At 34.2% G+C, this 26944-nt stretch carries 27 protein-coding genes and 1 pseudogene; 12 read left to right on the forward strand and 16 right to left on the reverse strand.

Annotation, left to right across the window (positions count from 1 at the left end):
* Positions 1 to 70: 70 nt before the first annotated feature.
* The 3 genes from ACZZ9T_RS12485 to ACZZ9T_RS12495 all read right to left on the reverse strand — a co-directional run bounded on the left by ACZZ9T_RS12485 (position 71) and on the right by ACZZ9T_RS12495 (position 3048).
* A complete protein-coding gene (locus tag ACZZ9T_RS12485; protein WP_463442358.1) occupies positions 71 to 1147 on the reverse strand; it encodes an SDR family oxidoreductase in 1077 nt (358 codons plus the stop codon).
* Positions 1148 to 1382: 235 nt separating this feature from the next.
* Positions 1383 to 1865, reverse strand: a complete 483-nt coding sequence (locus ACZZ9T_RS12490) for a Crp/Fnr family transcriptional regulator (protein WP_463442359.1) — start codon at positions 1863 to 1865, stop codon at positions 1383 to 1385.
* 121 nt (positions 1866 to 1986) lie between these two features.
* Positions 1987 to 3048 (reverse strand): NADH:flavin oxidoreductase, encoded by a 1062-nt coding sequence (locus ACZZ9T_RS12495; RefSeq protein ID WP_463442360.1) that lies wholly within the window; start codon positions 3046 to 3048, stop codon positions 1987 to 1989.
* Positions 3049 to 3202: 154 nt separating this feature from the next.
* Here ACZZ9T_RS12495 and ACZZ9T_RS12500 point away from each other — a divergent pair, with 154 nt between their 5' ends.
* On the forward strand, positions 3203 to 3550 hold the full coding sequence (locus ACZZ9T_RS12500; protein WP_463432608.1) for a winged helix-turn-helix transcriptional regulator: 348 nt from the start codon (positions 3203 to 3205) through the stop codon (positions 3548 to 3550).
* A gap of 171 nt (positions 3551 to 3721) precedes the next feature.
* Here the strand turns inward: ACZZ9T_RS12500 and ACZZ9T_RS12505 are convergent, their stop codons facing one another.
* The 4 genes from ACZZ9T_RS12505 to ACZZ9T_RS12520 all read right to left on the reverse strand — a co-directional run bounded on the left by ACZZ9T_RS12505 (position 3722) and on the right by ACZZ9T_RS12520 (position 6401).
* The gene (locus tag ACZZ9T_RS12505; protein ID WP_463442361.1) at positions 3722 to 4471 is read right to left on the reverse strand and encodes an NUDIX hydrolase; all 750 of its coding nucleotides are present in this window, start codon (positions 4469 to 4471) and stop codon (positions 3722 to 3724) included.
* 121 nt (positions 4472 to 4592) lie between these two features.
* Positions 4593 to 5597, reverse strand: coding sequence for an SDR family NAD(P)-dependent oxidoreductase (locus ACZZ9T_RS12510; protein ID WP_463442362.1), 1005 nt, complete (start codon positions 5595 to 5597; stop codon positions 4593 to 4595).
* A gap of 185 nt (positions 5598 to 5782) precedes the next feature.
* On the reverse strand, positions 5783 to 6169 hold the full coding sequence (locus tag ACZZ9T_RS12515) for a 2-dehydro-3-deoxyphosphooctonate aldolase (protein ID WP_463442363.1): 387 nt from the start codon (positions 6167 to 6169) through the stop codon (positions 5783 to 5785).
* A 49-nt stretch (positions 6170 to 6218) separates the two neighbouring features.
* Entirely contained in the window at positions 6219 to 6401 is a 183-nt protein-coding gene (locus ACZZ9T_RS12520) for a hypothetical protein (protein WP_463442364.1), read from the reverse strand.
* A 638-nt stretch (positions 6402 to 7039) separates the two neighbouring features.
* On the opposite strand from ACZZ9T_RS12520, the gene ACZZ9T_RS12525 reads away from it, so the two are divergent.
* The 8 genes from ACZZ9T_RS12525 to ACZZ9T_RS12560 all read left to right on the forward strand — a co-directional run bounded on the left by ACZZ9T_RS12525 (position 7040) and on the right by ACZZ9T_RS12560 (position 13392).
* Positions 7040 to 7777: an SDR family oxidoreductase gene (locus ACZZ9T_RS12525; RefSeq protein WP_463442365.1), complete on the forward strand. Its 738-nt coding sequence runs from the start codon at positions 7040 to 7042 to the stop codon at positions 7775 to 7777.
* A 149-nt stretch (positions 7778 to 7926) separates the two neighbouring features.
* Positions 7927 to 8841: a helix-turn-helix domain-containing protein gene (locus ACZZ9T_RS12530; protein WP_463442366.1), complete on the forward strand. Its 915-nt coding sequence runs from the start codon at positions 7927 to 7929 to the stop codon at positions 8839 to 8841.
* A gap of 48 nt (positions 8842 to 8889) precedes the next feature.
* Entirely contained in the window at positions 8890 to 9768 is an 879-nt protein-coding gene (locus tag ACZZ9T_RS12535) for a helix-turn-helix domain-containing protein (protein WP_463442367.1), read from the forward strand.
* An 85-nt stretch (positions 9769 to 9853) separates the two neighbouring features.
* Complete coding sequence (locus ACZZ9T_RS12540; RefSeq protein ID WP_463442368.1) at positions 9854 to 10450, forward strand: DapH/DapD/GlmU-related protein; 597 nt, start codon at positions 9854 to 9856, stop codon at positions 10448 to 10450.
* A gap of 125 nt (positions 10451 to 10575) precedes the next feature.
* The gene (locus ACZZ9T_RS12545) at positions 10576 to 10917 is read left to right on the forward strand and encodes a cyclophilin-like fold protein (RefSeq protein ID WP_463442369.1); all 342 of its coding nucleotides are present in this window, start codon (positions 10576 to 10578) and stop codon (positions 10915 to 10917) included.
* An 11-nt stretch (positions 10918 to 10928) separates the two neighbouring features.
* Positions 10929 to 11282 carry a cupin domain-containing protein gene (locus ACZZ9T_RS12550; protein WP_463442370.1) on the forward strand — a complete coding sequence of 118 codons (354 nt, stop codon included), beginning with the start codon at positions 10929 to 10931 and terminating at the stop codon, positions 11280 to 11282.
* Between the two features lie 157 nt (positions 11283 to 11439).
* A complete protein-coding gene (locus ACZZ9T_RS12555; RefSeq protein ID WP_463442371.1) occupies positions 11440 to 12486 on the forward strand; it encodes an alpha/beta hydrolase in 1047 nt (348 codons plus the stop codon).
* A 402-nt stretch (positions 12487 to 12888) separates the two neighbouring features.
* Positions 12889 to 13392: a hypothetical protein gene (locus tag ACZZ9T_RS12560; protein ID WP_463442372.1), complete on the forward strand. Its 504-nt coding sequence runs from the start codon at positions 12889 to 12891 to the stop codon at positions 13390 to 13392.
* Between the two features lie 48 nt (positions 13393 to 13440).
* Here the strand turns inward: ACZZ9T_RS12560 and ACZZ9T_RS12565 are convergent, their stop codons facing one another.
* Positions 13441 to 14472: a threonine aldolase family protein gene (locus tag ACZZ9T_RS12565; RefSeq protein ID WP_463442373.1), complete on the reverse strand. Its 1032-nt coding sequence runs from the start codon at positions 14470 to 14472 to the stop codon at positions 13441 to 13443.
* Positions 14473 to 14557: 85 nt separating this feature from the next.
* Here ACZZ9T_RS12565 and ACZZ9T_RS12570 point away from each other — a divergent pair, with 85 nt between their 5' ends.
* On the forward strand, positions 14558 to 15217 hold the full coding sequence (locus tag ACZZ9T_RS12570) for a metal-dependent transcriptional regulator (RefSeq protein WP_463432632.1): 660 nt from the start codon (positions 14558 to 14560) through the stop codon (positions 15215 to 15217).
* 55 nt (positions 15218 to 15272) lie between these two features.
* Here the strand turns inward: ACZZ9T_RS12570 and ACZZ9T_RS12575 are convergent, their stop codons facing one another.
* Genes ACZZ9T_RS12575 through ACZZ9T_RS12585 form a run of 3 tightly spaced genes read right to left on the reverse strand, consistent with a single transcriptional unit; the run spans position 15273 to position 18410 of the window.
* Positions 15273 to 16418 (reverse strand): hypothetical protein, encoded by a 1146-nt coding sequence (locus ACZZ9T_RS12575; RefSeq protein WP_463442374.1) that lies wholly within the window; start codon positions 16416 to 16418, stop codon positions 15273 to 15275.
* 25 nt (positions 16419 to 16443) lie between these two features.
* The gene (locus ACZZ9T_RS12580; protein WP_463442375.1) at positions 16444 to 17343 is read right to left on the reverse strand and encodes a TssN family type VI secretion system protein; all 900 of its coding nucleotides are present in this window, start codon (positions 17341 to 17343) and stop codon (positions 16444 to 16446) included.
* A gap of 53 nt (positions 17344 to 17396) precedes the next feature.
* A complete protein-coding gene (locus ACZZ9T_RS12585) occupies positions 17397 to 18410 on the reverse strand; it encodes a type VI secretion system baseplate subunit TssG (protein WP_463442376.1) in 1014 nt (337 codons plus the stop codon).
* 191 nt (positions 18411 to 18601) lie between these two features.
* Here ACZZ9T_RS12585 and ACZZ9T_RS12590 point away from each other — a divergent pair, with 191 nt between their 5' ends.
* Positions 18602 to 19393, forward strand: a complete 792-nt coding sequence (locus ACZZ9T_RS12590) for a S1/P1 nuclease (RefSeq protein ID WP_463432642.1) — start codon at positions 18602 to 18604, stop codon at positions 19391 to 19393.
* A 363-nt stretch (positions 19394 to 19756) separates the two neighbouring features.
* A pseudogene (locus ACZZ9T_RS12595) lies at positions 19757 to 20624 on the forward strand (sigma-70 family RNA polymerase sigma factor).
* 78 nt (positions 20625 to 20702) lie between these two features.
* Here ACZZ9T_RS12595 and ACZZ9T_RS12600 read toward each other — a convergent pair.
* From ACZZ9T_RS12600 to ACZZ9T_RS12620, 5 genes are all read right to left on the reverse strand, one after another.
* Positions 20703 to 22220 (reverse strand): SulP family inorganic anion transporter, encoded by a 1518-nt coding sequence (locus ACZZ9T_RS12600; protein ID WP_463442377.1) that lies wholly within the window; start codon positions 22218 to 22220, stop codon positions 20703 to 20705.
* Positions 22221 to 22519: 299 nt separating this feature from the next.
* On the reverse strand, positions 22520 to 22993 hold the full coding sequence (locus ACZZ9T_RS12605) for a DUF3347 domain-containing protein (RefSeq protein WP_463442378.1): 474 nt from the start codon (positions 22991 to 22993) through the stop codon (positions 22520 to 22522).
* Between the two features lie 23 nt (positions 22994 to 23016).
* Complete coding sequence (locus ACZZ9T_RS12610; RefSeq protein WP_463442379.1) at positions 23017 to 25221, reverse strand: TonB-dependent receptor plug domain-containing protein; 2205 nt, start codon at positions 25219 to 25221, stop codon at positions 23017 to 23019.
* Between the two features lie 42 nt (positions 25222 to 25263).
* Positions 25264 to 26073, reverse strand: a complete 810-nt coding sequence (gene kdsA / locus ACZZ9T_RS12615; RefSeq protein ID WP_463442380.1) for a 3-deoxy-8-phosphooctulonate synthase — start codon at positions 26071 to 26073, stop codon at positions 25264 to 25266.
* Positions 26070 to 26942 carry a hypothetical protein gene (locus tag ACZZ9T_RS12620; RefSeq protein ID WP_463442381.1) on the reverse strand — a complete coding sequence of 291 codons (873 nt, stop codon included), beginning with the start codon at positions 26940 to 26942 and terminating at the stop codon, positions 26070 to 26072. Before ACZZ9T_RS12620 ends, kdsA begins: the two co-directional genes overlap by 4 nt.
* Positions 26943 to 26944 lie beyond the last annotated feature (2 nt).

Below are 26944 nucleotides of genomic sequence, written 5' to 3' on the forward strand. Positions count from 1 at the left end.
TTTACAAAGGAACAAATTTTATCAATCAAAAAAAAGAGCTGTCTAAAACAACTCTTTTTAAGTAAAATATTTAAGGAATGATTTTTTCTTCTTTTAATTTTTCAAATAAATCAATAAAAGATTTCTCTGTGCTTTGATATTCTAAAAATCCTGCTTTTCTGCTGTTCGACATGTCTGTCATTACTTCGAGCGGTCTTCCCAAATCCAGATCTGTATGCCAAGCTGATGACAATCGGTTTAATTCCTCTTCTTTCAGCCCATACTTCTGAACAATTTTTTTCCAGATTTCTTCATCGTTCTGCATTTCTTTTTCGAGAGGTTTTATTTCTTTTTCAAAGCCTATAGCCTCAATACCAAACCAATCTGCCAATCTGTACCAAAGCCATTTCCATCGAAAAATATCTCCATTTGTGATATTGAATGCTTTGTTTTTTGCAGATTCAGTTGATGCTGCCCAAACCAATTGTTTTGCTAAAACTCTAACATCTGTGACATCAGAAATACCGTTCCACTGTGCAGCAGATCCCGGCCAGATAAATTTTCTGCCTGTTTCTTTACAAATACTTGCGTAAACTGCCAAAGTGGTTCCCATATTCATTGCGTTACCAACTGCATAACCAATCACGGTATGCGGACGGTGAATACTCCATGTAAAACCATCTCTTTCTGAAGCACCATAAACCTCATCTTCCTGAGCATAATAAAAATTGGGCAGTGGAAGTCTCGGCTGCTCTTCTCGTAAAGGAGTTTCGGGAAGTTTTCCTTCTTTTGCATACGTTTCGAATGGTCCCAAATAGTGTTTTAATCCGGTTACCAGAGCAACATGCTGAACTGATTTTTTCGGAGATAAAACATTTAGCAAATTTCTTACTAGTGCACTGTTAACCCGAATATTTTCTTCTTCTGTATCATTTCTCATCCAGGTTGTAAAAAAAACATGAGTCGGAGAGATTTTTTCTAATGCAGCTTTCAAGCTTTCTATATCTAAAAGATCAGCTTTAATTGAAATTAATCCGTGAATGTTATCGTTTGTATTTCTGGATATTCCGTAAGTTATCCAGCCTTGAGCTATTAATTCGTTCACCAGATTGCTTCCTGTAATTCCGGTAGCTCCAACGACCAATGCTATATTTTGAGTATTTTCCATATTGTAAAATTTCTCTTACAAAATTAGGAAGGAGAAAATCTAAAACGCTTGATCTATATCATGAGTTTAAATGATTCAGGGCAATCCAAAATCAGACACATGAGTTTTGAACTTTTTAATTAATCACTTTTTAATTCAGCCTTTCAACAAGATTTTCTTACGAATTCTACTGACTGTTTCCGGGGCTAAACCTAAATAAGAAGCGATGAGATTATGGGGAACCCTTTTTACAATTTCAGGATTGCTCTGCGCCAGCTGCAGGATATTTTTCTTCGGCTGAATAACTGTTTGAAACTAATAATCTGTAATCTTTCGTTACAAGACTGTTTTGATATAAAATTCTGAAATAACGATTCATTACAGGAATTTTGATCATTAAATTTTCATAATCTTCGTAGGTGATCATCAACAATTCTGTATCCTCAACAGCCTCAATATGCAATACTGCAGGTTCCTGATTAATAAAACTTTTAAAATCTGAGATCCACCATCCTTCCAATGCAAACATGTTGATATTCTCGCCTCCTTTTTCATCTGCAAAATAAGATTTCAACAAACCTTTGCAGACAAAAGACAGATGTTGGCAAACATCTCCTTCCTCTAATAAAAACTGTTTTTTTCTAAGTTTTTTTATGGTGAAAAAAGACTGGAGACCAAATTTTTCCTCTTCAGTAAGATTTATTTTATTCTGAATATGGAAAAATAAGATGTCAAACATGATAAAAATATTTACAAAACTAATGTAATACAAAAATGATAAAAATATATTCAAATTTATTATCTGAATAAAAAAAGCAGTTTCAAAAATGAAACTGCTTTTACTAACTATTAAAATCAAATTAATATAAAACACCAAGACTTTCTGCTGAAAAATCAGAAATTTTCTCTGTACTTCCGTCTTTTATTTTCCTTACCCATTGGTGATCTGCCAATAACGCTCGTCCTACAGCCACCAAATCAAAATCCTGACGCTCAAATCTGCGCATCAATTCTGTAAGATCAGATTTTTCACTTCCTTCACCTGCAAATGCACCCATAAAATCGCCTTTTAAACCAACTGATCCAACTGTAATTGTTGGCTGACCTGTTATTTTTTTTGCCCAACCAGCAAAATTTAAGTCAGAACTTTCAAATTCGGGTTCCCAGAAACGACGCTGCGAACAATGAAATATATCTACACCTGCTTCCTTCAAAGGTAACAGCCATTCTTCCATTTCAGACGGTGTATTCGCAAGTCTGCTTTTGTAATCCTGCTGCTTCCATTGAGAAAGACGGATAATGATTGTGAAGTCTTCACCTACGGCGGCTCTGATTGCCTTAATTACATCTACAGCAAAACGGCTTCTTTCCTGAATATTTTTTCCGCCGTATTCATCTGTTCTCGTATTGGTAACTTCCCAAAAAAACTGATCAATCAGATATCCGTGAGCTCCATGAATTTCAAGACAATCAAATCCTAAATCTTTGGCAGACTTTGCAGAGGAAGCAAATTGGGCAATGGTATCCTGAATATCTTCTAAAGTCATTGTCGAAGCCTTTTCCATCGGGATTTCAGGGTAAGACTCTGAACTTCTTGTGTCACCTACATGCCAAATCTGAGGTCCCATTTTACCTCCGTTTTGATGTACGGCATCAATTACGTTTTTCCATCCCTCCAAAGCTTCAGTTCCATAAAAATCCGGAATGTTTTGAATGTTTTTTGAAGCAGGACGATTGATAACGGTACCTTCAGACAAAATCAAACCCACATCTGATGCTGCTCTTCTTGCATAATAATCTACTATATTCTCTGTAGGAACTCCATTATCAGATTGTGCTCTGGTCATGGGTGCCATTACCAATCTGTTTTTAAGGTTCAGATTTTTATAAGTAAACGGAGTGAATAATGTGTCTATAATCATTTTTAAATTATTTTAATGTTTAAATTCTTAATTGTTACACAAAGTAACTAATAATAGTTTACTTTTGTATCACCGGATTAAAAACATATCAGCAAGTCAAAAAATACTGGTAACTTAGCAGTAACTAATGCCAGTAACCTAAAAGTAACCAATTATGAGACAACAAAAGATTAAGCACTGCAGTTGCCCGCTTGGTAAGGCAATGTCGACATTGGGTAGTAAATGGAAGCCCATTATTATTTTGGTCATTAAAAACAGGACATTAAGGTTCGGGGAAATTGCTGCAAGGATTTCTGTAATATCGCGAAAAGTTCTTACAGATCAATTGAGAGAAATGGAAGAAGATAGTTTGCTAACCCGTGAAGAATTCAAAGAATTGCCACCGAGAGTGGAGTACAGACTTACCGAAAAAGGACTTGCATTATTACCTATCCTCGGCTTACTCGAAGAATGGGAAAATGATTTTGAATTGAAAGAAAAAAAATTAGAAGTTACCGTTTAACTTATTCTATAAAAATTTTAATAAAATCATTCACTAGACTGAAACATAAGTTTTAAACTTATGAAAAATAAAATGCTACAATAAAAAAGAATCACAAAATTTTTTCATTTGTGATTCTTTTTTTTGACTCATTGGAATTGGGAATATCTCTTGTATTTTCTAAATTCAGACTTACCAGTTATTCAATCCGTTTTCAAGAGCTTTTTTATAATTTTCTTCGTTGAAAGTGTATAAGTCTGGAGATTTGTGAGCTCCACCGCGACGCTGCTCATCAAGTTTTGTAAGAATTTCCAGATTTTTAATTTTTCTGTAAAAATTTCCCCTGTTCAGTTCTTTTCCTAAAATTGTTTCGTAAAGTTTTTGTAATTCTGAAAGAGTGAATTTTTCAGGTAAAAGATTATAACCAATAGGTTTATAAGCAATTCTTTCTCTCAATGTCATTAAAGCTTTTTCAATAATCTCTCGATGATCCATTGCCAGTTCTATCTCCGGAAGCTGGCTTAGATAAATCCATTCAGATTTATCACTGAACTCATCAACAATAAGATTGGCGTTATACGGATTGTACAAAGCGTAATATCCGATAGATACAAAACGCTGCTTATGCCAAAGTGTATCATCAAAATCTTCAAAGTAAAACTCGCTTCTTTGATTTTTGCCGAAAACAGCAAACTCTTCAAGATAAACATCTGAAATTCCCACTCTTTCTTTCAAAACTCTTTTTGCCGCATCATCTACATCTTCATCTTTCTGCACATAACCACCAGGCAAAAGCCATTGTTTTCGATAAGTCATTTGTACAAGAAGAACTTTCAGCTCATTTTTATCAAAACCAAAAATTACCGTGTCAGTGGAAATGTGAGGAAGAAATAAATGTTTAAGTTCTTCAGATTTTTGTAAAAATTGTTGTTGTGAATCCATAAATGTTTGTGAATACCTGAGATCACAAATTTAATATTAAAAATTAAGAAATTATTAAAAATCAGTTTGCAATCGAGTTTTGTAAAAAAACGATCAGAAAAACTGCATTTATTAAAATTTTTCAGATCTCTCTATTTTCTGATTTTCTGGAAGTGAAAAACATATACGCTAATCCTAAGGTAACTCCTGCCACCATTGCCAATTTCGTCTTTTTGCTTGGAACAGGAAGAATCGTTTCACCATAAATCTGGTGAGGTTCAGATGAAGGATTCAGAATATTTCCTGAAGTTGGTTGGCCATTTTTCAGTTTCATCATCAGTCTCATTCCTGCTGAGGCTGTATTGATGACAGCTTTTGGGAATACACCGTATACTGTTTTGAAGGCTCTTGATGTAAAGTCTGGGAAAAGATCTTTTTTCGGATCTTTGGCAAGCTGTACAATTTTTGCAGCTGTATCACGAGGATCGGCTGCAAATGGAGGAACTTTAAAATCCAGGCCAGAATACTTTGCAGAATGTGCATTTCCTGTCGAACGTTGAATTTGCGGGTAAATATTGGCAATGTGAATGTCTGTAAAATCTGAAATTTCACCCTGAAGACATTCCATCATTCCACGAATCCCAAATTTGGTAGATGAATACACTGCGCTGTATGGTGCAGGCATAAATCCGCCGATGGACACGTTATTAATAAGAATTCCTGCATTTTGTTCCTTGAAAACCGGAAGCACGCTGTATGCACCATGCATATATCCGAAAAGATTGGTTTTGATAACCTGCTCGTGAAGTGACATCGGGATTTCTTCAAATTTTCCGCTTGCCATAACGCCTGCATTGTTTACCCAGATGTCGATTCTTCCAAATTCAAGTATTGATTTTTTAACAAGATCGTCTACATCTTCAGCGATCGATACATCAGTAGGAACAGCAATAGCTTTCACTTCAAGTTCGTTGCAAAGATGTAAAGTTTCGTCTAAAGCTTGTTGTCCTCGTGCTGCAATTACGATATTACAGCCTTCCAGAGCAAATGCTTCTACAGTTGCTTTTCCGACTCCGCTACTTCCGCCGGTTACCACAACAGTTTTACCGCGCAGGCTTCTTTTTTCTAAAATGTTTTCTGATTTCATATCGTGATGATTTTGATTGAATGGGGTTGATGCCTGTAACCTATCTATTTTTACACCAAAGGGATATGAATGAGAATTTATTTTTGAGAAATTGTTCCAAAGAATGATATAATCTTTAGTTTTAAAAGAAAATTCCGCAAAGCTTTAGCATTGCGGAATAATGTTTCCATTGATAAAGAATTCAATTAATTCATCTTAAATCCTAGCGGAGCCTGTAAATTTGCTTTGTCATACATATTGAGATAAATAATTACCGTATCTTTTTTGCCTTCATAAGTTACCGCATACTTATCGAGAAGACCCATTCCGAAAGGGCTGTTTTTAGATTTAAATTCGCAGCAGCTTCCACGTCTGTCAAAAGAAACTTTTTCGCCATTGGGACCTGTGAGAGCATTCAGATATTCTCTCTCATTGAGAGGGCCATTTCCAACACCTCCAACTTTAACAGGATTTTTTTCGGTGAATCCATAGGTAGAATCTGTAGAAACCTCGGTAGTATTTTCAGTCATAGTTTTTGCAGTTCCGCAAGATATTGCCACCATTATCAGTGAGCTTAGAATTAGTTTTTTCATGGTTTTAAATGTTAATTTTTAGGGTATTTTATTTATTTGCTTCAGTATTCTATTCATGCTCAATATTATTCATCAGTAAAGCATTATCAAATTTCACTGATCCTTTTGGAAATATGTTCTCATCTTCAAAAAAACTGGATTGTACATTGGAAACATAAAGCGGTTTAACTTCCCAATCATACACAGTAAGCCGTAGTCCTTCAAATTGTTCTTTGTTTGGAGAATATCCCAAATCACCCTTTTCAAAAAAGTCAGATGCTTCTTCTAAAGTTTCAAAAATTGATTTTTTATTAAACGATTCCGTTTGGTGAGCATCAATTGAAATCTCCGTATTATCCGAACTTCTAAAATTGAATTCTACGGTCGATATATCCGTGGATAACAGGAATTTTCATAGTCAAAACGTTTAACTATAAAGACGAATAAGCAGGCCTATTACTTTACATCAACAAAAATAATTATAAAAAAAAATGATTTTCTAGACAACCAAAATGTTTTCTTTGTAATTGTATGTAATAAAATCGCTTTCTTTTTTTACAGTTTTGTGACTGTCTTTACATCAATTATTTTAAAATTTTTGCTATTGTAAATCTTCATTGTACTCGTAGTTCATCTAGAACTATTCTTTCTGCACTTTCAAAGAAATAAACTTTTATCTGATTTTTTTAAGAATAAAAATAATAAAGAAATCACGATGAATTGATAAATAGATGTTAATATTTTAATAATTTTTAAGTAAGCCGGAATTGATAATTAAACATTTAGAATAAACCTTTGTTTTGGCTACAACAATCTTTGATTCGGTCACAATTTCAATTTCTACATTTCCCAACTTTGCATTGTAATAATTAATCAATCAAAACAATTAAAATGGAAACAAAAAAAGTATGGTTCGTGACAGGAGCATCAAAAGGTTTAGGTTTAACTTTAGTAAAAAGATTATTGGCAGAAGGACATTCTGTGGCGGCAACATCCAGAAAAATTTCAGATCTTCAAAAAGCCGTCAGTGAAGAAAACAGTCAGTTTCTTCCGCTTGACGTTGATTTAGTGAATGAAAACTCTGTAGAAACTGCAGTTTCTGCAACGATACAAAAATTCGGAAAATTAGATGTAATAGTGAATAATGCAGGGTATGGGCAATTAGGAACTCTTGAAGAATTGACTGACCAAGAAAGCCGTCAGAATTTTGACGCAAATGTTTTCGGTTCACTGAATGTGATCAGAAAATCGATGTCTTATTTAAGAAAACAAAATAGCGGATTTATTATTAACATCGCTTCTATTGGCGGATTGACGGGAGATTTTGCAGGATGGGGTGTTTATTGTGCAACCAAGTTTGCTGTTGTAGGTTTTACAGAAGCTTTAGCAGCAGAAATCAAAGAATTCGGAATCAATGCAACGGTAGTCTATCCCGGATATTTCAGAACAGACTTTCTTACCGGCGGATCACTTCGCACACCGAAAAATGAAATTGATTCTTATACTCTAGCAAGACAGCTTCAGGCTGCTCACGAAGAAGATATCAACGGAAATCAGCCGGGTGATCCTGAAAAAGCAGCTTTGGCATTGATAGAACTTGCAGCAATGGAAAACCACCGGTACATTTAGTTTTAGGTTCCGACGCGTTTCAAATTGCCGGGAATAAATTGAATGCACTACAAAATGAAATTTCTGACTTTAAAACGCTAAGTACATCTACAGATTATTAAATTTGTAAAGGCAACAGTTTCTTGCTGTTGCCTTTAATTTTTAAAGTTATGAATAACAGAAAATTATACACCATCAATACAATCTCTGAATTACATAAAATTTCAGGATTGCCAAAACCACAGCATCCGTTGATCAGCCTTGTAGATTACGGTTTGGTAGAATACCAGATTGATGAGCCTGAAATCAGCTGGATTCAGGATCTCTATTTCATGGGTTTTAAAAGAAATATTCAGGGGAAACTTCACTATGGGCAGAGTCAGTACGATTTTGATGAAGGCTTAATGTGTTTTATTGCACCAAGGCAGGTCGTAAAAATGGTGATCAGTAAATATGATGTAAAACCATCCGGATTTTTGCTCGCTTTTCACCCTGATTTTATCTGGAATACACCTTTGGCAAAAACCATTCACAAGTACAAATTTTTCGGATATGATGTGAATGAAGCTTTATTTTTATCTGAAAAAGAAGAGGAAACTTTGATCTCACTTTTTAAAGGCATTGAAAAGGAATATCAATCAGGAATTGATCAGTTTACTCAGAATATCATCATCTCACAAATCGAAGTTATACTCAATTACTGCGAGCGTTTTTATCAAAGACAGTTTATTACAAGAAAAAAAGGGAATCACCAGATTTTAGAAAAAGTAGAAGTTATTTTGGAAGAATATTTCTCCAATCTCGTTGTAAGTAAAGGTCTTCCAACGGCTCAGTTTATTGCTGAAAAATTAAATATTTCTACCAATTATTTAGGGAGTTTATTAAAATCTTTAACCGGACAAACCACGCAGCAGCACATCCACAGAAAACTGATTGAAAAAGCAAAAGAAAAACTGTCAACAACTGCTCTTTCTGTGAGTGAGATTGCTTATGAACTTGGTTTTGAACATTCTCAGTCTTTCAGCAAATTATTTAAATCAAAAACTGAGATTTCTCCATTAGAATTTCGGAAGTCATTTAATTAATCTGCAATTTCAACACAAATAGAAGTTTGAATTTCTTAACTTTGCAAAATGAAAGAAAAGGTCGTAAGAGTTTTATCTGAGTTTAATAATCAATTGAAACTTCAGGGTTTTAAGGCATTTCAAATTGAAGATGACAGCAAAGAAACACGTACCTACAGCAGAAAGGAGTTTTATAAAATCTGTCTTACAACAGGGAAAAGTAAAATTCATTATTCTGATAAAACATACGAACAGGAAGGGACAATTCTATTTTTCGGAAATCCTCATATTCCTTATTCCTGGGAAACCATATCTACAACTTATGTAGGATATACCATTCTTTTCTCTGCAGAATTTTTTAAAAACTCTGAGCGTTCTGAGAGTCTGCAACAATCGTCATTTTTTAAGATTGGCGGAACTCCTGTTTTGAAAATTACTGAGAAGCAACGTGATTTTCTCAATACCATTTTTCAGAAAATGATTGCGGAACAGGAAAGCAATTATCTGTATAAAGATGAGCTGATTAGAAATTACATCAGTCTCATTATTCACGAATCTCTAAAGATGGAGCCTTCTGAAAATTTTGAGCAAAGTAAAAATGCATCTTCCAGATTATCATCCGTTTTTCTGGAATTACTGGAAAGACAATTTCCGATTGAAACCACACAAAATCCGCTTCAACTGAGAACTGCACAACATTATGCCCAACATTTGAATGTACATATCAATTATCTGAATCGAGCTGTAAAAGAAGTGACAGGAAAATCTACAACTTCACATATTACAGAGCGAATAATCACAGAGGCGAAAGCATTGTTGCAGCATACAGACTGGAGTATTTCGGAAATTGCTTATGCACTCGGGTTTGATTATCCTACTTATTTCAATAACTTTTTTAAAAAAATTACGGGTACCAATCCAAAATCATTTCGTTTGACAGAAGTTTGAATTTCTTAAGTTTTGGTTTGATATTCGTTACTGCCTCGTCTTGAGGTCATACTATCTTTGTAATTGATTTTAAAATCAATTCAAGATGTCAAATTCAAATTATATTTCCATACCTGATCAACCTCAAAAAGACATTTTTGAGCGATTGCTGAATGGCGAAACGGTACTTCCTGACGATGCACAAATCAGTCGATTACAAGAAGAAGCATTCGCAATCAAAGAATTACTTATAAAGATGAATCATTCTTCAGATCCAGACGAGGTTTCGAAATTACTGAGCATCATTTTAGACAAGGAAATTCACAATGTTTCTGTTTTCACGCCGCTTTATATCAACTTTGGAAAGCACATTAACATCGGCAAAAATGTCTTTATCAACTTCGACTGTACATTTCTGGCATTGGGTGGAATTACCATTGAAGATGATGTTTTGATTGGTCCGAAAGTGAGCCTTATCACTGAAAATCATCCATTAAATCCGCATCAAAGAAAAGGAATAACCGGTAAATCCATTCACATTAAAAAAAATGCGTGGATCGGAGCCAATGCTACCATTTTGCCCGGAGTTACCATAGGCGAAAATGCAGTGGTTGCCGCTGGAGCGGTCGTTTCAAAAGACGTTCCGGACAATACGGTTGTAGGTGGAATCCCGGCAAAAATTATCAAAAAGATTGAATTTTAAACATCATCATTATGAAAATTATCTGTGTTTTTTTCCTGAGTTTAATGTGTTTCCATCTTTGTGCCTGTAGCAAAAACGACGAAATGGAACACCCCGAAAATCAAATAACTATAAGCTCTTCAAAAATGAAAATAACAATCGGAACGGCTGTTTTTACAGCAACACTTTACGATAATTCAACAGCCAAGGTATTCAAAGCAATGCTTCCACTCACCATCAATATGAGTGACCTGAACGCCAATGAAAAATTCTACTATTTCCCGACAACATTCCCTACGAATTCTTCCAGTGTGGGAAATATTCAGTCGGGAGATCTGATGCTGTATGGCAACAATTGTCTGGTTCTGTTTTATGAAAGTTTCGATACTTCTTACACCTATTCCAAAATAGGAAAGATTGATAATGTTTCGGGACTGGCAACAGCTTTGGGAACGGGAAATGTAACGGTAAAATTTGAAAATAATTAAATGAATATACAATGAAAAATAATTTAAAAAAAACACTGCTGTTTGCATTTGCATTAACAGCAATTACATCGTGTAACAATAAAAATCAAGAAAATATGAAAACAGATCAAAACGAGTTAAATGCTATTTTTCCAAAAGGTGAAAAAGGCTCAAACGACTTATTTACAGGAAATGCTTATAATATTGGTCTGGTGGATAGCGATCCGGTTTTTACCACAGCAGTTGGAAATGTGTATTTTGAACCCGGAGCAAGAAGCAATTGGCACAGTCATCCTGCAGGACAAATTCTATTATCACTGACGGTATTGGTTATCATCAGATCGAAGGAAAACCCATTGAAATCATTAAAAAAGGAAGCATTGTAAAATGTCCGCCAAATATTCGTCATTGGCACGGAGCAAGTGCTGATGTAGGTTTACAACAACTATATATCGTTCCCAACACCGAAAAAGGAATTGTGAATTGGAACGAAGCGGTGACAGATCAGCAATATTCATTTGATAAAAAATAATCGAAAATATCATGAAAAAATTATTGGCAACTGCAATATTGTTTCTAGTGATGGGACAATCATTTGCACAAAATGTAAAATCAAATTCAAAAAAAATGAACACCTCAGAAAATTATAAATTTAAATTAAGCGATAAAGTTTTCCGACAAAAAGTAAGCTTTAAAAACCGCTACGGCATTACACTTTCTGGTGATTTATACCTTCCCAAAAACGCAGGAACTGAAAAATTATCGGCACTGGCAATCAGCGGACCTTTCGGAGCTGTGAAAGAGCAGTCTTCCGGATTGTATGCCAATCAAATGGCAGAACGAGGTTTTGCAGCAATTGCATTCGACCCGTCTTATACAGGTGAAAGTGGAGGAGAACCGAGAAATTTGACCTCACCGGAAATCAATACCGAAGATTTTAGTGCAGCAGTAGATTTTTTAGGACTTCAAAAAAATGTCGATCGAAATAAAATCGGAATCATCGGAATTTGTGGATTTGGAGGTTTTGCATTGAATGCAACTGCCATTGATAAACGTGTAAAAGCTGTTGCCACAACAAGCTTATACGATATGACGAGAGTGATGTCAAAAGGTTATAATGATGCAACAACTTTGGAACAACGTACAAAAACATTGGAAGCTTTAAGCCAACAACGCTGGAAAGATGCCGAAAACGGAAAACCTGAAAATGGTTCGAGAAACTTACCCGAAAAACTGAATGGCGATGAACCTCAGTTTGTAAAAGAATATTTCGATTATTACAGAACGCCTCGTGGTTTTCATCCGAATTCTGTGAATTCTAACGGAGCCTGGTTGATGACCAATCCTTTATCATTCATGAATATGCCAATTTTGACATACGTAAAAGAAATTTCTCCAAGACCAATGCTTTTGATTGCAGGTGAAAATGCACATTCAAGATATTTCAGTGAAGATATTTTTAAAGTCGCCAATGAGCCGAAAGAATTAGTGATTATTCCAAATGCTGTTCATGTGGATTTGTATGATAAAATTGATGTAATTCCTTTTAATAAATTAGAAGAATTTTTTAAAAAGAATTTGCATCAATAATTTTATCGTCAAATTATTTCTAATAAAAAAATATGAATTGAAAATGTCAATATGCATCTCAGGTACATTGAAACAATGCTTTTCAGAAAAAATACCAAATGCAGAAAAAAATCCTATTTAACATAATATAAATTATAGGACTTTTTGAAAACTTATAAAACTAGGTTTGTAAGCTATGATTTGTGTATAAATTCTTATTTAACTTCGTTAATTTTTTGATCAGCAGTAATCTATTCAGATAAATATTATCCATCAAAAGCTCAGCGAATAGAAAATGAAAATTATATAATAAACAGGCAATAAAATTTATCATAAAGTGAAATTTGAAAAGCAAAATAATTTGTACATTCACGTTATTCTATTAAACTAGAATTGTTAAACATAACAGAAAATATTTATAATATGAAAAAATACATTTTATTAGGTTCGCTATCACTTATTTTGATGAACTGTAACAAAAAAGTTGAAACACAAACGCCTGTGACCGATTCGGATACGACTGCAGATACCACAAAAACTGTGATCGACACTTTAGGACCAAAATCTTACTGCTATTTGGGAGTAACCGGAAAAGACAGTGTTTTCGTAAGTGTAGATGACAATCTGGGTACGGTAACCGGAAAAATGATATATAAAAACAGTGAAAAAGACAGCTCTAAAGGTGATTTAACCGGCTTTAAATCTGGTGATACCCTGAAATTAACCTACGAGTTTGCTTCAGAAGGAATAACCAGTAAGAGAGATATTTTCTTTATTCAAAAAAACGGAAATTTAATTGAAGGTATTGGTAATCAAAAAGATGATAATGGTCAAATGAAATATGCTGATGAATCTAAAATTACTTATAAAGATGACCAAAAGCTAGAAACTGCAGACTGCAATGTCATCGCAAAAGCTTTGAAATAATATTTTTTAAACATAAAATGCAACTTGAAAGAGTTGCATTTTTTTTATTTATAAATGTTTATTAATAATTTTTATAAAATCATCTACAGCTTCGTCACTGGTATTCCAAGATGTGATTAATCTGATTGCCGAATAATTTTCATCCACATTTTTCCAGATGTAAAATTCAAATTTTTCAGATAGAAGTTCAATCAACTTATGGTTTAGAATTGGGAAAATCTGATTAGTAAATGTTTGGGAAAGAAATTCTATACCTTTATCTGACAAAGCTTTTTTAATTTTCATTGCCTGTTGATTGGCATGATTGGCCAAATTAAAATACAAATCGTTTTGCAACAACTCCATAAATTGAATTCCTAACAGTCGTCCTTTTGCCAGCAACGCACCTTTTTGCTTAATATTAAATGCAAAATCTTCCTGTAAAATTGGGTTATTAATGACAATCGCCTCTCCTATCAATGCACCGTTTTTTGTTCCTCCAAGATAAAAAACATCGGTAAGCTTTCCTAAATCATTAAAGCATAAATCATTAACCTCAGATGTCAAAGCATGTCCCAATCTCGCGCCATCCATAAAAAGATACAGATTATTTTTTTTGCAGAATTGAGAAAGTTCTTCAATTTCTCCTTTAGAATAAATGGTTCCAAGCTCTGTAGAATTTGAGATATAAACCAATTTCGGCATCACCTGGTGAGGAATATTTCTGTGATTGTCTATAACAGGCTGAATATCTGATGGTTTTAATTTTCCGTCTTGCGTTTCAACATTTAAAATTTTATGTCCGGTTGCTTCAATAGCTCCTGTTTCATTATTTAGAATATGACCTGTAGATGCAGAAACTACACACTGATAAGGTTTTAAAATTGAAGAAATGACAATAAGATTTGCCTGTGTTCCTCCAGAAACAAAATAAACCGCAGCATCCGGATTTTCTAATTTTTTTCTGATTAAATCTTTAGCCTTTAAAGAATATTCATCTTCTCCGTAACCGGCTTGCTGATCAAGATTATAGCGCATCAGAGATTCCAGAATTTTAGGATGGCAACCCTCAGAATAATCGTTTTTAAATGAAAATTTCATTCTGTAAAATTAAAAAAACTTAAAATAACAAGACTCAACTTTACATAATATTTTGTTAGATTTGTCATGAAAATCATCTAACATTTTGAAAACGACATTAACAGAAGAAAATTATCTGAAAGCATTATTTCATTTAGTTGACGATGAAGGCAAAGTAACCATCAATGAATTGAGCAAATTTCTGAATGTGAAAATGCCGAGTGTGAACAACATGATGAAAAAATTTTCAGAGAAAAACTGGGTTGTATACGAAAGCTATAAACCGCTGAAAGTTACTGAGAAAGGCAGAAGAGAAGCCGCGTTGGTTGTAAGAAAACACAGGCTGACCGAAATGTTTCTGGTTAAGAAAATGAATTTTGGCTGGGAAAATGTACACGAAATTGCAGAGCAGCTGGAACACGTGCATTCAAAAATATTTTTCGATAAAATGGATGAAATTCTGGATCATCCGAAATTTGATCCTCATGGAGAACCTATTCCCGATAAAGACGGAAATATTATTTCTCAGGATCTGCAGAAACTGAGCGACTGCAAAGTTGGAGAAAATGTAGTTTTTGCTTCTGTAACATTATCTGACGATGCTTTTCTAAACTATTTGACAGAAAGGAAACTTCTTCTGAACACAAAAATTAAAATCATCAAAATTGAAGATTTTGACAGATCTGTGACGATTGAGGTTGATGGGAAACGTGAAGTGCTCAGCAGAAAAGCTACCGATAAAATTCTAGTAAAAAAACAAGCTTAATACAACAAAAAATCCCGAAAATATTGAGTTTTCGGGATTTGTTATTGGGTTATCATTAATCTAGAACACTCCACCCTCTTTTCGGATTGGTATTGGAAGAAACTTCCTGCTCGTTGACGATGATATTTTCTTTTCGCTGACCGATATAATCCAGTTCGCTCAATTTAGAGAAAATAATTTCCAGACTTTTCAGCATCTGCTGAATATTAAGAAGCGGTTCGCCACAATTGTGATGATCGTAATTGATTTCTGCTACAGTAGATAACTGGTTGAGTAACGTATGAGGTGCAATTTCGCTCCATTCTAAGCTGTAATTCAACATTTCCTCCAGTTCTGCAGGAACGAGAACTTGCGTTGCGTTGTACATTCTTAAAGCCAGTTTTGCAAAAGATTCGATCAGAAAAACGGGCGGTTGATAAGGGATAACATTTCTGAACTGGAAATACATATCACCAAAAGTATTCACCAAAACCGTACACAGTGATTTGACGTTCAATGCCAACGCAGTATTCTGATTTTTATGAGAAGCTTTCTGAATAATTTTAAAAGCATACTGTTGAAGATTTCCAATCGATTTTGCATATCCGTTGTAATAATCTATCAAAGACGGATGACTTTGTACAGAGGTACATGGAGGAATAAAATGGGTGTTAACCTGAGTAATATTTCCTTTAAAATCAACCTTTCCTACCACCAGGTAATTTCCACCGGAATAATTGCTGTTCAGTGAAGAGACAGGTAACAATTCGATATGATAATTGGCGTGAGCGTTCGGATGTCTTGGCGGAATTTCTTCCGGATCAATATCCCCGAAAGGTACTTTATCAAAAGGATTTACAGAAATCAAAATATAATATTCACCGTCAATGTTATCTTCCTCAAGGTTCATAGATTTGGCAAGAGATTTCACACTCACTCTCCTGTCTCTGAGTTCAATTCTGTATCCGGCAAGAGTAACGGCACTGCAATGTTTGACAACCAGCTGTACATCGTTGGTTGCTGTATTATGAACATCAAAAACTGTTTTATCTGTAAATTCGTTCGGAATAGGCAGTAAACCGTAATTATATGATGTAATGGCCAAAGAATTGGCATCTCTGATGGTGTCTATTAAAAAATTATCCTGATCGTTAAGGTGTCTCTGAGAAACTTTCATCCCATCAACCCAGTTGATTGCAAAATGTTTGATTGGCTGTATCATAGTAATACTTTTTTAAAATTTGGTGTTATGATGATCTTCTTCCTTCTTCTTCATGCTGAATCACCCTTTTACAGATGACCACTTCGTTTTCTGAAATACTGTTGGTGCTAATATCCTGATCGAAATCAATATATTTTCTGAAGCTGAAAAAAGATTTCTTTGTATAAAATATCCAGTAATAAGATTCTCTTTCTGCATTCGATAAATGAATGACAGACTTTGGATTTTTATGGTTATAATCGTCTACCACACGGAAAAACCAGTCACCGAAAGTAACTCCTGTCGGCAGAGTTTTAGCTTTTATTCTAAATCGGTTAGCATCTTCAAGATTTTTGCTCAATTCGACATTTAAAACCATTAATCGGTCAAAATCAGCACCTTCAAAATCAGGCGGTTTCTGATCCGGAGAATATCTCCATGTTTTATAAATATCAACAGGAATACTGATAAACTGAATATAACAGTAGTGAAATACCATCGGAACAAAAAAGGTCAAAGCACTTGTAGCAGACATCACAGGATAACCCTGCCCTTTGCTGATCCAATCAAAAATCAAAACAAATAAATAGGATCCCAAAAGAACACAGGTGATTGAAAGAATGGATTCAAACAAAACACTCAAACCAAATGATTGAATATGTTTTCTGAAAAAACGATGCATCAGATTGACATGAATAATACCAAAACCTAAGTAAACAGCCTGAGAAATCAAATACCAGTACGGGTTAAAAAGATTTCCCGAAAAACCGAAAAATCCGGGAATTGCAAGACATAAGCTGCACAGCAATATATAAATGATGATTACTCTAATCTTTATTGCCGGCTGATTTCTTCTGAGAGCACCTAAAATACCCATCATAATTACTGCCAGCAACGGCACTAAAATATATCTTAAAAATACACCTTTTACTAATGAAAATTCCATTGAGTTCTATTAATATTGATTGTGATTGATGACTGTAAATATAATAAAATATTTTACAGAAAAGTTGAGAAACCAAGCCTGTTAGAATTTCTTTCGTCATCTTCAAGCATAAATGAGTATTCTTTCTTTTCGGTAACAAAATTTTCTTCAATATCCGCATTCACCGGCAGGCAATAATCATACAAAGCCTGAAGAACTTTTCTGAAAGGACTACCGGGAATATATTTTTTCATTTCGTCATAAGGAATAGGACCAATATTGACTACCCAATTTCTTTCGCCGTCCATGTGCTTTCCACTCGGAATATAGGTGACTCCCAATCTTGAATTCCCCAATAAAATAGAATCGTCCTCCTCTTCTATTCTGTCTATGATATTGGGTGTAAAAGTGATTTCTACCGGAACCTTTAAAAATGAGGTCATACAACGTTCAAACCATTTTTTGTCTCCCCGTATCTGATGAAAAAATGGTAAAATATGAATGAAAATATATGCATTTTTTTTATCGAGCATCTTCACAACGGGCCAAAGTTCTGAGAAAACTTTCAGGAGAGAATCTGTTTCGCTTGCCAGATCAAAATCAAATTCTTTCAGCAAAGCACCAATTTCTGTAAAGAAAATCTCAAGCTCAAAAGGTCTGAAAAACTTTCTGGCATCTTCTTCTACCCTTTTTTGCTTTCTGATTTCATTAACGACACTTTCAACATTTTTTCTTGAAGCATTGAGTGACGGAGGATGAAAAATTCCTTCAGGTAAATAGTCGTAAATCCCTTCCCTGTAAGTCTTTATACTTAGAACTTCTTCGTCAAAACCCAGATACTGACTGGAAATACTTTTAATATCTTTCAGATAAGCACGGTCATTGATCCCGATTCGGTCGATAAAAATATTGCTTACTGCTCTATGGTATTTCAGAAGATTCACTGCAACAGCTTCAGCTTTAAAATCGGTCTGAAGCTTATTATAATGCATATCTACAATGCTATTGTCGTACATATTCGTTTTCTGTGATGTGGTGATTAGTATAAACAATAAATCTCTTAAAACTTGAAAAATATTTTTTCTCAAATATTTAAAATTTTATTAGTCCAATTTAGTAATAAAATTAAGATTTTATCGGTAAAAAGAAAGATTTTTTTAATTTAAAATTGAAGATTAAATTTATTTAACAAACCGTGCATTTTATAAGAAAAGATCCTGAATTTAATTAGATTTTGAAAAGTCTACTTATCTTTGCGCATCTAAAATTATTCATAAAAATGAAAAGTATATATTCTAAAATGCTGCTATTATTAACGGTTGCAAGTTCTGTATACTCGTATGCATGGGGATTAACAGGTCACCGGGTAATTGCAGAAATTGCAGAAAACCACTTATCTGGTAAAGCAAAAAGAGAAATAAGAAAAATGATGGGTCAGGAGCGTCTTGCCTATTGGGCTAACTGGCCGGATTTTATTAAATCTGATACCACAGGAGTCTGGAAACAGACATCATCTTGGCATTATGTAAACATTGATCCGCAGACAGATTTAAAAGCATTTGAGCAGAATTTGAAAGCGCAGTCGGGAGCAAGTCTTTACAGCCAGATAAAAACATTATCTGCACAGATAAAAGACGAAAAAACTTCTGAAAAAGACAGAAAAATAGCTTTAATTTTTCTTATTCATATGATGGGAGATCTTTCTCAGCCTATGCACACCGGAAGATCTGAAGATTTAGGCGGAAACAAAATAAACGTTACGTATTTCGGAGAGAAAACAAATCTGCACTCAGTCTGGGACGGAAAACTGGTTGATTCTCAAAAATACAGCTACACAGAGTATGCTAAACTTTTAGATATTAAAACGAAAGATGAAGTAAGTAAAATACAATCAGGAACATTAGAAAACTGGTTATTTGATTCTCATCAGATTGCCAATAAAATTTATGCGCAGACACCAGACGGATCGAAACTGGGTTACGATTATCAGTATAAGTTCAACGATACGATGGAAAGACAACTACTTTATGGAGGTTTGAGACTGGCAAAAATGCTGAATGATCTTTTTTAAGAGTGAATCTCAAATACGTAATTTTTAAAAGTCAATTTTTAATTCTAAATAGATAAAGTGAAACTTCGGTTTCACTTTTTTTATGCCTTTCATTTGAAGTTTTTTCGCAGCAAAGTGGAGAAAAATGTATTGAGAGCCCATGAATTTCAGATGGGCTTTAAATCACAAAATTCTCAATATAAGTTTTTGTAAACCTTTACCCAAACTGATGAGCGCTGTATTATCTGATAAAAATAAGAGCGATAATTTACAACTAAAAATCCGACCTGGTTTTAACGCAATAAAAAATACTTAAAACGAGTGTAACCTTTTTATAGTTTCAAACGTATAATATATAGTAACTCTATTTCTGAGATAAAATAAATGAGACAATTAAAAATAACCAAGCAGGTAACCAACAGGGAAACTGCTTCACTAAGACAAGTATTTGCAGGAAATTGGTAAAGTAGAATTGATTACCGCAGACGAAGAGGTAGATTTGGCACAAAAAATCCGCGCCGGCGATAGAGTCGCACTGGAAAAATTGATCAAGGCCAACCTTCGTTTCGTAGTTTCAGTTTCTAAACAATACCAAAACCAAGGTCTTTCTCTTCCCGATTTGATCAACGAAGGGAATTTAGGATTGATGAAAGCTGCAAAAAGATATGATGAAACAAGAGGTTTTAAATTTATCTCTTACGCCGTATGGTGGATTCGTCAGTCGATTTTACAGGCTTTGGCTGAACAGTCGAGAATTGTAAGATTACCTCTGAACAAAATTGGTTCTATCAACAAAATCAATAAAGCATACGCTCACCTTGAGCAGGAAAACGAAAGACCACCTTCTCCGGAAGAATTGGCTGAAGTTCTTGACATGAGTGAAGAAGACATCAAAGAATCAATGAAAAACTCCGGAAGACACCTGTCGATGGATGCACCGTTGGTAGAAGGTGAAGATTCTAACTTGTATGACGTATTGCGTTCCGGGGAGTCTCCAAGTCCTGATAAAGATTTGATGCTTGAATCTCTTCAGATCGAAATTGAAAGAGCATTGAACACGTTGACGCCGAGAGAGGCAGATTTGGTAAGATTATATTTCGGACTCAACGGTAAACATCCAATGACGTTGGAAGAAATCGGTGAAACTTTTGACCTTACGAGAGAAAGAGTTCGTCAGATCAAAGAAAAAGCGATCAAAAGACTAAAACACAACACCAGAAGTAAGATTTTGAAGTCTTATTTGGGTAAATAATTTTAGTTTAAATAATTATTAAGCGGAGTTTGATTTTTCAGACTCCGCTTTTTTTTATGCTGTAAATTCATTTAAATTTTATTCCGGCAAAACTTTGTAGGTTGGATCTTCTTGAATATTCACTTCTATAAATCCACTCGCATTTTGCAGTAATATGATACAGTCTGCACTTAGATGTCTTAAAACGACCATTTTATTGTTACTTTCATATTTCTCAATGACTTTTTTCAAAGCTTCTATAGCAGACATATCTACAATTCTGGATTCTTTAAAATCAATAATAATTTTTTCCGGATCATTGATACTGTCAAATTTCTCAGTAAACGCAGCTGTGCTTCCGAAGAATAGCGGTCCGTAAATTTCGTAAATTTTATGACCATCAACGTCAATAGATTTTCTGGCTCTAATTCTTTTGGCACTATCCCAGGCAAAAACCAGAGCTGAAATAATGACTCCGATCAAAACTGCCAAAGCTAAGTTATGAAGCAAAACAGTAATCACAGCGACCGTTATTCCTACAAAAATATCAGACTTTGGCATTTTTGTAATAATCCTGAATGATGCCCATTGAAATGTTCCGATTGCCACCATCATCATAACGCCGACAAGTGCCGCCATGGGAATCTGCTCAATCACAGAACCTCCTACCAAAATGATGATAAGTATCGTTGACGCTCCCACAATTGCAGAAATTTTGGTTCTGGCTCCGGCATCAATATTGACTAAAGTCTGTGCTACCATTGCGCAGCCACCCATTCCACCAAAAAATCCGTTGGTAATATTAGCAACTCCCTGTGCCACAGCTTCTTTATTTGATTTTCCTTTGGTATTGGTAATTTCGTCAACCATATTTAAAGTTAAAAGAGATTCTATCAGACCTACACCCGCCATAATTGCAGCATAAGGAAAAATAATCTGTAAGGTTTCTATCGAAAAAGGAATAATAGGAATATGGAATTTAGGTAAAGATCCGCTTACGGAAGCAATATCAACCACTTTTTTAGTCTCAATATTTAAAAAGTAAACCAGGGCAAACACTACAATGATCGCAACCAAAGAAGCGGGTACAGCCTTTGTGATTTTTGGAAATAAAACTACAATACCAATCGTTAAACCCGTCAAACCAAGCATTGTATAAAGTGAAACGCCTTGCATTAAGGAAGTTACTCCATTTTCTACTACTTCAAACTGGGCAACCTGTGCCATAAAAATAATAACTGCAAGACCATTAAGGAAACCATACATTACAGGCTGAGGAATTAATCTAATGAATTTTCCTAGTTTTAATACACCAACCAGAATTTGAATCATTCCTGCCAAAACTACTGCAGCAAACAGATATTCTACACCATGAGTGGCTGCTAATGCAATCAAAACAACCACAGTTGCACCTGCTCCACCTGAGACCATTCCGGGACGGCCTCCTAAAAAAGCTGTTACTATTCCCATTAAAAAAGCTGCGTAAAGTCCTGTTAATGGTGGCAAACCTGCCAATATTGCAAAGGATAATGACTCAGGAATCATGGTCATTGCAACGGTGAATCCTGCTAATATTTCATTTTTGAAGTTTATATTTTTTAATGATTGAAAACTCATTGTCATGTTTTCCATAAAGTAAAAGATATATAATATTCCACACTAAATTGTTGTGAACAGATGATTAAAAGTTTTTTTGAAAGTAAATTATCCAAAAATGGATATGGGGAAATTATTAAACTAAAATCAAGGCGGTGGAATGTGCGATTGAGGATTAGGTTTTTTCATAAGAATAACAAAGGTATAAAAATTCTTATCAACCTTTTATTTTATATATATCGCAGTAAATTTACTTTAATCTGAAATCAAAAAAAAGAAACCCAATGAGTTTCTTTTCAAATGTATTTATCTTGATAAAATTATTTAATTTCAGACTTCACAGAACCGCAATCAAGCATTGATTTTCCGTAATAAGGATTGACAATCTGTTTTTCATTGCTTAGCCAGCTCCCTTTTGCCATCGGACAGTACTGAACAAAAATTGTTTTGTCAGACAATTTATTTTCTTTTGCCAAGCCAATCATTACGTCAGATAGATTATAAAATGATTTTCGTTGGGCATCAATACTTTTTGCCTGTGCAATTGTTTTTGCATTTGATTGTAATACAATCAAATTCTTTTCTGTAATTATTTTTGAATTTACAGTTTTCGATGTTTTCAAAAATTCTCCCGCTGCAATGGATGTTTTTTTGATATCATCAGAAGCCAGGGCAGATTTTACTGAAATATAATTTTGGTATAGTTTTGTCAGTTGCGGACTTGATTTTGTTTGTGCATTTGCTGAAACAAAAGATACTAATGTCAACAGAAATACGATGATATGTTTTTTCATTATTTTTAACTCTAAATTTATTCCTATTTAATTTTGAATTCAAGCTTCACATTAAAGAATCTACCCGTTAAACGTACAGGAACAGGATACATCACACTGCTATTGGCATCTGTAATCCATTGATTCGCAACCGTATTATTGATATTAAAGGCATTGAAAACCTGAACTCCCAAGATAAGTTCCTCAAAATTACCCCAAAATCCGTATGTTTTTTTATTGTCCTTTCTGTCGATGAAAACTTTAGACAAACCAATATCTACTCTTTTGTATGAAGGTAAGGTTTTTTGATATTGATAAGGATCTGTAAAAACAGGCGCTCCGTTTGGTAATCCCATTGCATACGTCAACGTTAAATTCACACGCATGGATGGAAATTTAGGCATATAATCCTGATAAAACATGGCAAATCTGAATCTCTGATCGGTAGGTCTTGGAATATTTCCTCTCCCATCGATATTCTCATAAATTCTGGCATAACTTGCAGACAACCAAGAATCTACCCCAGGAACAAATTCACCAAATAATCTCGTATCAATTCCATACGCATATCCTGTAGCATTATTTTTTCCTGAATAACGGATTCTCACATTATCCATGTAATAAGGAATGAGGTTATCCATTTTTTTGTAGTATGCTTCTGTGGTCAATTTAAACGGACGATTATCGAATTCAAATTCAAAATCATTCGCTACAATTGCCTGAATTGAGCGCTGAGATTTTATATTAGAATTGAAATTTCCATTTAAATCTTTAATTTCCTTGTAAAAAGGAGCCTGATAATAAATTCCCCCGGAAATTCTGAATAACATATCGGTATCCCAGTCCGGTTTTATCGCAAACTGAGCTCTTGGTGAGAAAATAGTTTCATCATTAAAACTCCAGTGTGCAACTCTTGCTCCGGCATTAACAAACACTTTGCTTGCTCCCCAATAGAATTTTTGAGAATATTGTGCGTATGCAGATAATCTGGTTGGTTCTATCTGATTATTGCCCTGTATGCTGTAAAATAAATCTAATTCTGAAGCATCCGGAAATCTTGGGTCATCAATCGGTCTTGGAATGCTGTATCCTGAAGAATCTACTAATTTATACTCATTAGTAAGGTCGCTCAGATTTTCTTTTTCAAATTTAAAACCCACTTCAACATCTGTATTCACATTTGGTGAAAAACGGGTTCTGAACTGCGTTCCGTAGGTTCTTACAAAAAGATCATTTCGTGCATGCTCAATCTGTCCTCCAATATCGTAAGAAGTAATCGGATTTCCTGTAATCGGATCAAAAGTTTGCAGAATATATTTTGATGCTATTGTATAATACTCTCTTTCTCTATTCTGGTAGGCAAAACTGTCTAATGTAAATCTCCACTTATCAGATGGTTTATAGTTCATAGAGAACGTTCCCATCATATTTTTATACTGATCATTTTCTTTACCGTTATAAAAAACTGAAAGATTGATAGGTCTCTGCAAAGATCCAAAGTCTACACTTCGCTCCTTAGGAACCATATCATAATCATTTTTTGAATAATATCCGATAAACGACATCGTAAATTTGTCACTCACATGATAATTCAGATACGTCTGAAAGTCATAATAAGTAGGGTTAAAATCGGTATCTTCATTTAACGTATTCAATACGAGATTTGTATTTCTATATCTTCCGGAAAATAAAGCTGTCAGTTTTTGATTTTTTGAAGCTAAACCTGTGGTTAATCTTCCTCCGATTAAACTTGCCTCACCAGAAAGTTCAAATTTCTCAGGCTCACGGTAATAAATATTCAATGCTGAAGACATTTTATCACCATATCTCGGTTCAAAACCTCCGGCAGAAAAATTGACCGTAGAAACCATATCGGGATTGATGATACTTAAACCTTCTTGTTGAGAATTCCTAATCAAAAACGGTCTGTAAATCTCAATATCATTAATGTAAATAAGGTTTTCATCATAGTTTCCACCACGCACCATATACTGCGAAGACAGCTCTGTATTTGAGTTTACAGAGGGAAGAGTTTTAATAATTCCTTCGATACCTCCGGAAATGCTTGCCACATTCTGAGCATCTTTTGCAGATATTTTCACGGTTGTAAGGTCATTCGTACTTCCCACTACTTTTTTCTGGAAAACTACTTCCTCAATATCTGTTGTTCTCGTTGTATCTCGCTTTTTGTTTTGAGAGAATACTAACATCGGAACCATGAGGCTCAGTGGTAAAACTATTTTTTTCAAAAGAAATTATTTAGAATTCTAAAATTAAGTATTTTTTAACAACTACAAAATGGATTCTCTCACTCTTGTTAATTTTTGTAACAAATCTTCCAATAAATCCAGTCGAAGCATGTTGGCACCATCAGATAAAGCAGTTTCCGGTGTAGGATGAGTTTCGATGAAGATTCCGTCTGCACCTACTGCAATTCCTGCTTTGGCAACGGTTTCTATTAAATCTGGTCTTCCTCCAGTAACACCAGAACTCTGATTCGGCTGTTGAAGAGAATGCGTCACATCTAAAATAACGGGAGCATATTCTCTCATCGTAGGAATTCCTCTGTAATCAACGATTAAATCTGTATATCCGAAAGAATTTCCTCTTTCAATGATGGCAACTTTTTGATTGTCTGAATCTGTCACTTTCTGAACGGCAAATTTCATCGATTCCGGAGAAAGAAACTGTCCTTTTTTTAATGAAACACATTTTCCTGTTTTTGCTGCTGCAATCAACAAATCTGTCTGACGAACCAAAAATGCAGGAATCTGTAAAACATCCACATATTGAGCCGCCAAAGCTGCATGGTCATTTTCGTGAATATCTGTCGTGGTCGGAATATTAAAGGTTTCGCCAACTTTTTTCAGAATTTCCAGAGATTTTTCTTCGCCAATCGTTGTAAAAGAATCTACTCTGCTTCTGTTGGCTTTTTTAAAACTACCTTTAAAAATATATGGAATATTGTATTTATTGGTTAGTTCAATTACTTTTTCAGCAATTCTCAAAGCCATATCTTCACCTTCGATGATGCATGGACCTGCAATTAAAAAAAAGTTTTTTGAATCTTTGTGTTGTATATTGTATAAGTATTGAATCATTGAATTTTACTTTTTTTATCTTTTATTATATTCTCTAATTGATTGATGTTTTTCTGGTAACGAGTAATATTTGGTTGAGACTTTAGCTCTTTTAACCATTTTTCAGCAATTGACAAATTATTATTGTGAGCACTTAAAGCTAATATATTTATTATTGCTTCTATTTTGTTATTATCAGTTTTGAACGATGATAAATTCTGCGTTAGAAAAACATCAGCTTCTTTTAATTTTTCTTGATGTACCATTGCATAAATATATTCTTTCATAACTAAATCACCTGCTTTTTTACTCTTTAAAGCTTCTGTACAAATCTTTTCAGCATCAGCAAATTTCCCCAATGCATTGTATGAAAATGCAAGCTCAAAGTATAACGCTTCAGTCTTAAAATTATTTTTATGTAACTCTAAAAGTTTTGGAAGAGCTAATTGTGGAAAGTTAGCACCATTCATTAAGCTAGATCTTTTTAGTAATTTTTCATTTTCCGGTGCTGAACTTAGATAAATTTTTAGCCAATAAGGCTGAGTAGGTAAATTAAACTTGCTTAACATTTCATCTGAAACTACAGCACTTTTAAAAACTAAATTTTCAATTCTTATCTTCATTGAAGACGTTTTAGCATCTTCTCTTTGTTTAAATTTTAAAAAACCATTTTCTTCATGAAGATCTCCAACATAATCTAACGTGTAACCTGCGGATTCATCAAAATATATAAAACCTAGATTATAGGTTTTGTCTCCCTCTTTCACAGGTAACACAATATAATGGTTTTCTGCATCTGGAACAGTTGTTTCAAATTTTAAATCTGAAAATTTCTGTGAGTAACAAAATAAGTTAAATGTAGCAAGTGAACTAATAAATATTTTTTTCATGA

Source organism: Chryseobacterium sp. AC417 (assembly GCF_979258215.1).

What these genes read in the sequence shown, in the direction of transcription:
- ACZZ9T_RS12560 (WP_463442372.1), top strand. Translation starts at nt 12,889, where the DNA reads ATGAAAAAATACATTTTATTAGGTTCGCTATCACTTATTTTGATGAAC.
- ACZZ9T_RS12505 (WP_463442361.1), bottom strand. Translation starts at nt 4,471, where the DNA reads ATGGATTCACAACAACAATTTTTACAAAAATCTGAAGAACTTAAACAT.
- ACZZ9T_RS12555 (WP_463442371.1), top strand. Translation starts at nt 11,440, where the DNA reads ATGAAAAAATTATTGGCAACTGCAATATTGTTTCTAGTGATGGGACAA.
- ACZZ9T_RS12510 (WP_463442362.1), bottom strand. Translation starts at nt 5,597, where the DNA reads ATGAAATCAGAAAACATTTTAGAAAAAAGAAGCCTGCGCGGTAAAACT.
- ACZZ9T_RS12525 (WP_463442365.1), top strand. Translation starts at nt 7,040, where the DNA reads ATGGAAACAAAAAAAGTATGGTTCGTGACAGGAGCATCAAAAGGTTTA.
- ACZZ9T_RS12535 (WP_463442367.1), top strand. Translation starts at nt 8,890, where the DNA reads ATGAAAGAAAAGGTCGTAAGAGTTTTATCTGAGTTTAATAATCAATTG.
- ACZZ9T_RS12600 (WP_463442377.1), bottom strand. Translation starts at nt 22,220, where the DNA reads ATGAGTTTTCAATCATTAAAAAATATAAACTTCAAAAATGAAATATTA.
- ACZZ9T_RS12530 (WP_463442366.1), top strand. Translation starts at nt 7,927, where the DNA reads ATGAATAACAGAAAATTATACACCATCAATACAATCTCTGAATTACAT.
- ACZZ9T_RS12620 (WP_463442381.1), bottom strand. Translation starts at nt 26,942, where the DNA reads ATGAAAAAAATATTTATTAGTTCACTTGCTACATTTAACTTATTTTGT.
- ACZZ9T_RS12575 (WP_463442374.1), bottom strand. Translation starts at nt 16,418, where the DNA reads ATGATACAGCCAATCAAACATTTTGCAATCAACTGGGTTGATGGGATG.
- ACZZ9T_RS12590 (WP_463432642.1), top strand. Translation starts at nt 18,602, where the DNA reads ATGAAAAGTATATATTCTAAAATGCTGCTATTATTAACGGTTGCAAGT.
- ACZZ9T_RS12565 (WP_463442373.1), bottom strand. Translation starts at nt 14,472, where the DNA reads ATGAAATTTTCATTTAAAAACGATTATTCTGAGGGTTGCCATCCTAAA.
- ACZZ9T_RS12500 (WP_463432608.1), top strand. Translation starts at nt 3,203, where the DNA reads ATGAGACAACAAAAGATTAAGCACTGCAGTTGCCCGCTTGGTAAGGCA.
- ACZZ9T_RS12515 (WP_463442363.1), bottom strand. Translation starts at nt 6,169, where the DNA reads ATGAAAAAACTAATTCTAAGCTCACTGATAATGGTGGCAATATCTTGC.
- ACZZ9T_RS12545 (WP_463442369.1), top strand. Translation starts at nt 10,576, where the DNA reads ATGAAAATAACAATCGGAACGGCTGTTTTTACAGCAACACTTTACGAT.
- kdsA (WP_463442380.1), bottom strand. Translation starts at nt 26,073, where the DNA reads ATGATTCAATACTTATACAATATACAACACAAAGATTCAAAAAACTTT.
- ACZZ9T_RS12550 (WP_463442370.1), top strand. Translation starts at nt 10,929, where the DNA reads ATGAAAAATAATTTAAAAAAAACACTGCTGTTTGCATTTGCATTAACA.
- ACZZ9T_RS12490 (WP_463442359.1), bottom strand. Translation starts at nt 1,865, where the DNA reads ATGTTTGACATCTTATTTTTCCATATTCAGAATAAAATAAATCTTACT.
- ACZZ9T_RS12580 (WP_463442375.1), bottom strand. Translation starts at nt 17,343, where the DNA reads ATGGAATTTTCATTAGTAAAAGGTGTATTTTTAAGATATATTTTAGTG.
- ACZZ9T_RS12605 (WP_463442378.1), bottom strand. Translation starts at nt 22,993, where the DNA reads ATGAAAAAACATATCATCGTATTTCTGTTGACATTAGTATCTTTTGTT.
- ACZZ9T_RS12495 (WP_463442360.1), bottom strand. Translation starts at nt 3,048, where the DNA reads ATGATTATAGACACATTATTCACTCCGTTTACTTATAAAAATCTGAAC.
- ACZZ9T_RS12485 (WP_463442358.1), bottom strand. Translation starts at nt 1,147, where the DNA reads ATGGAAAATACTCAAAATATAGCATTGGTCGTTGGAGCTACCGGAATT.
- ACZZ9T_RS12540 (WP_463442368.1), top strand. Translation starts at nt 9,854, where the DNA reads ATGTCAAATTCAAATTATATTTCCATACCTGATCAACCTCAAAAAGAC.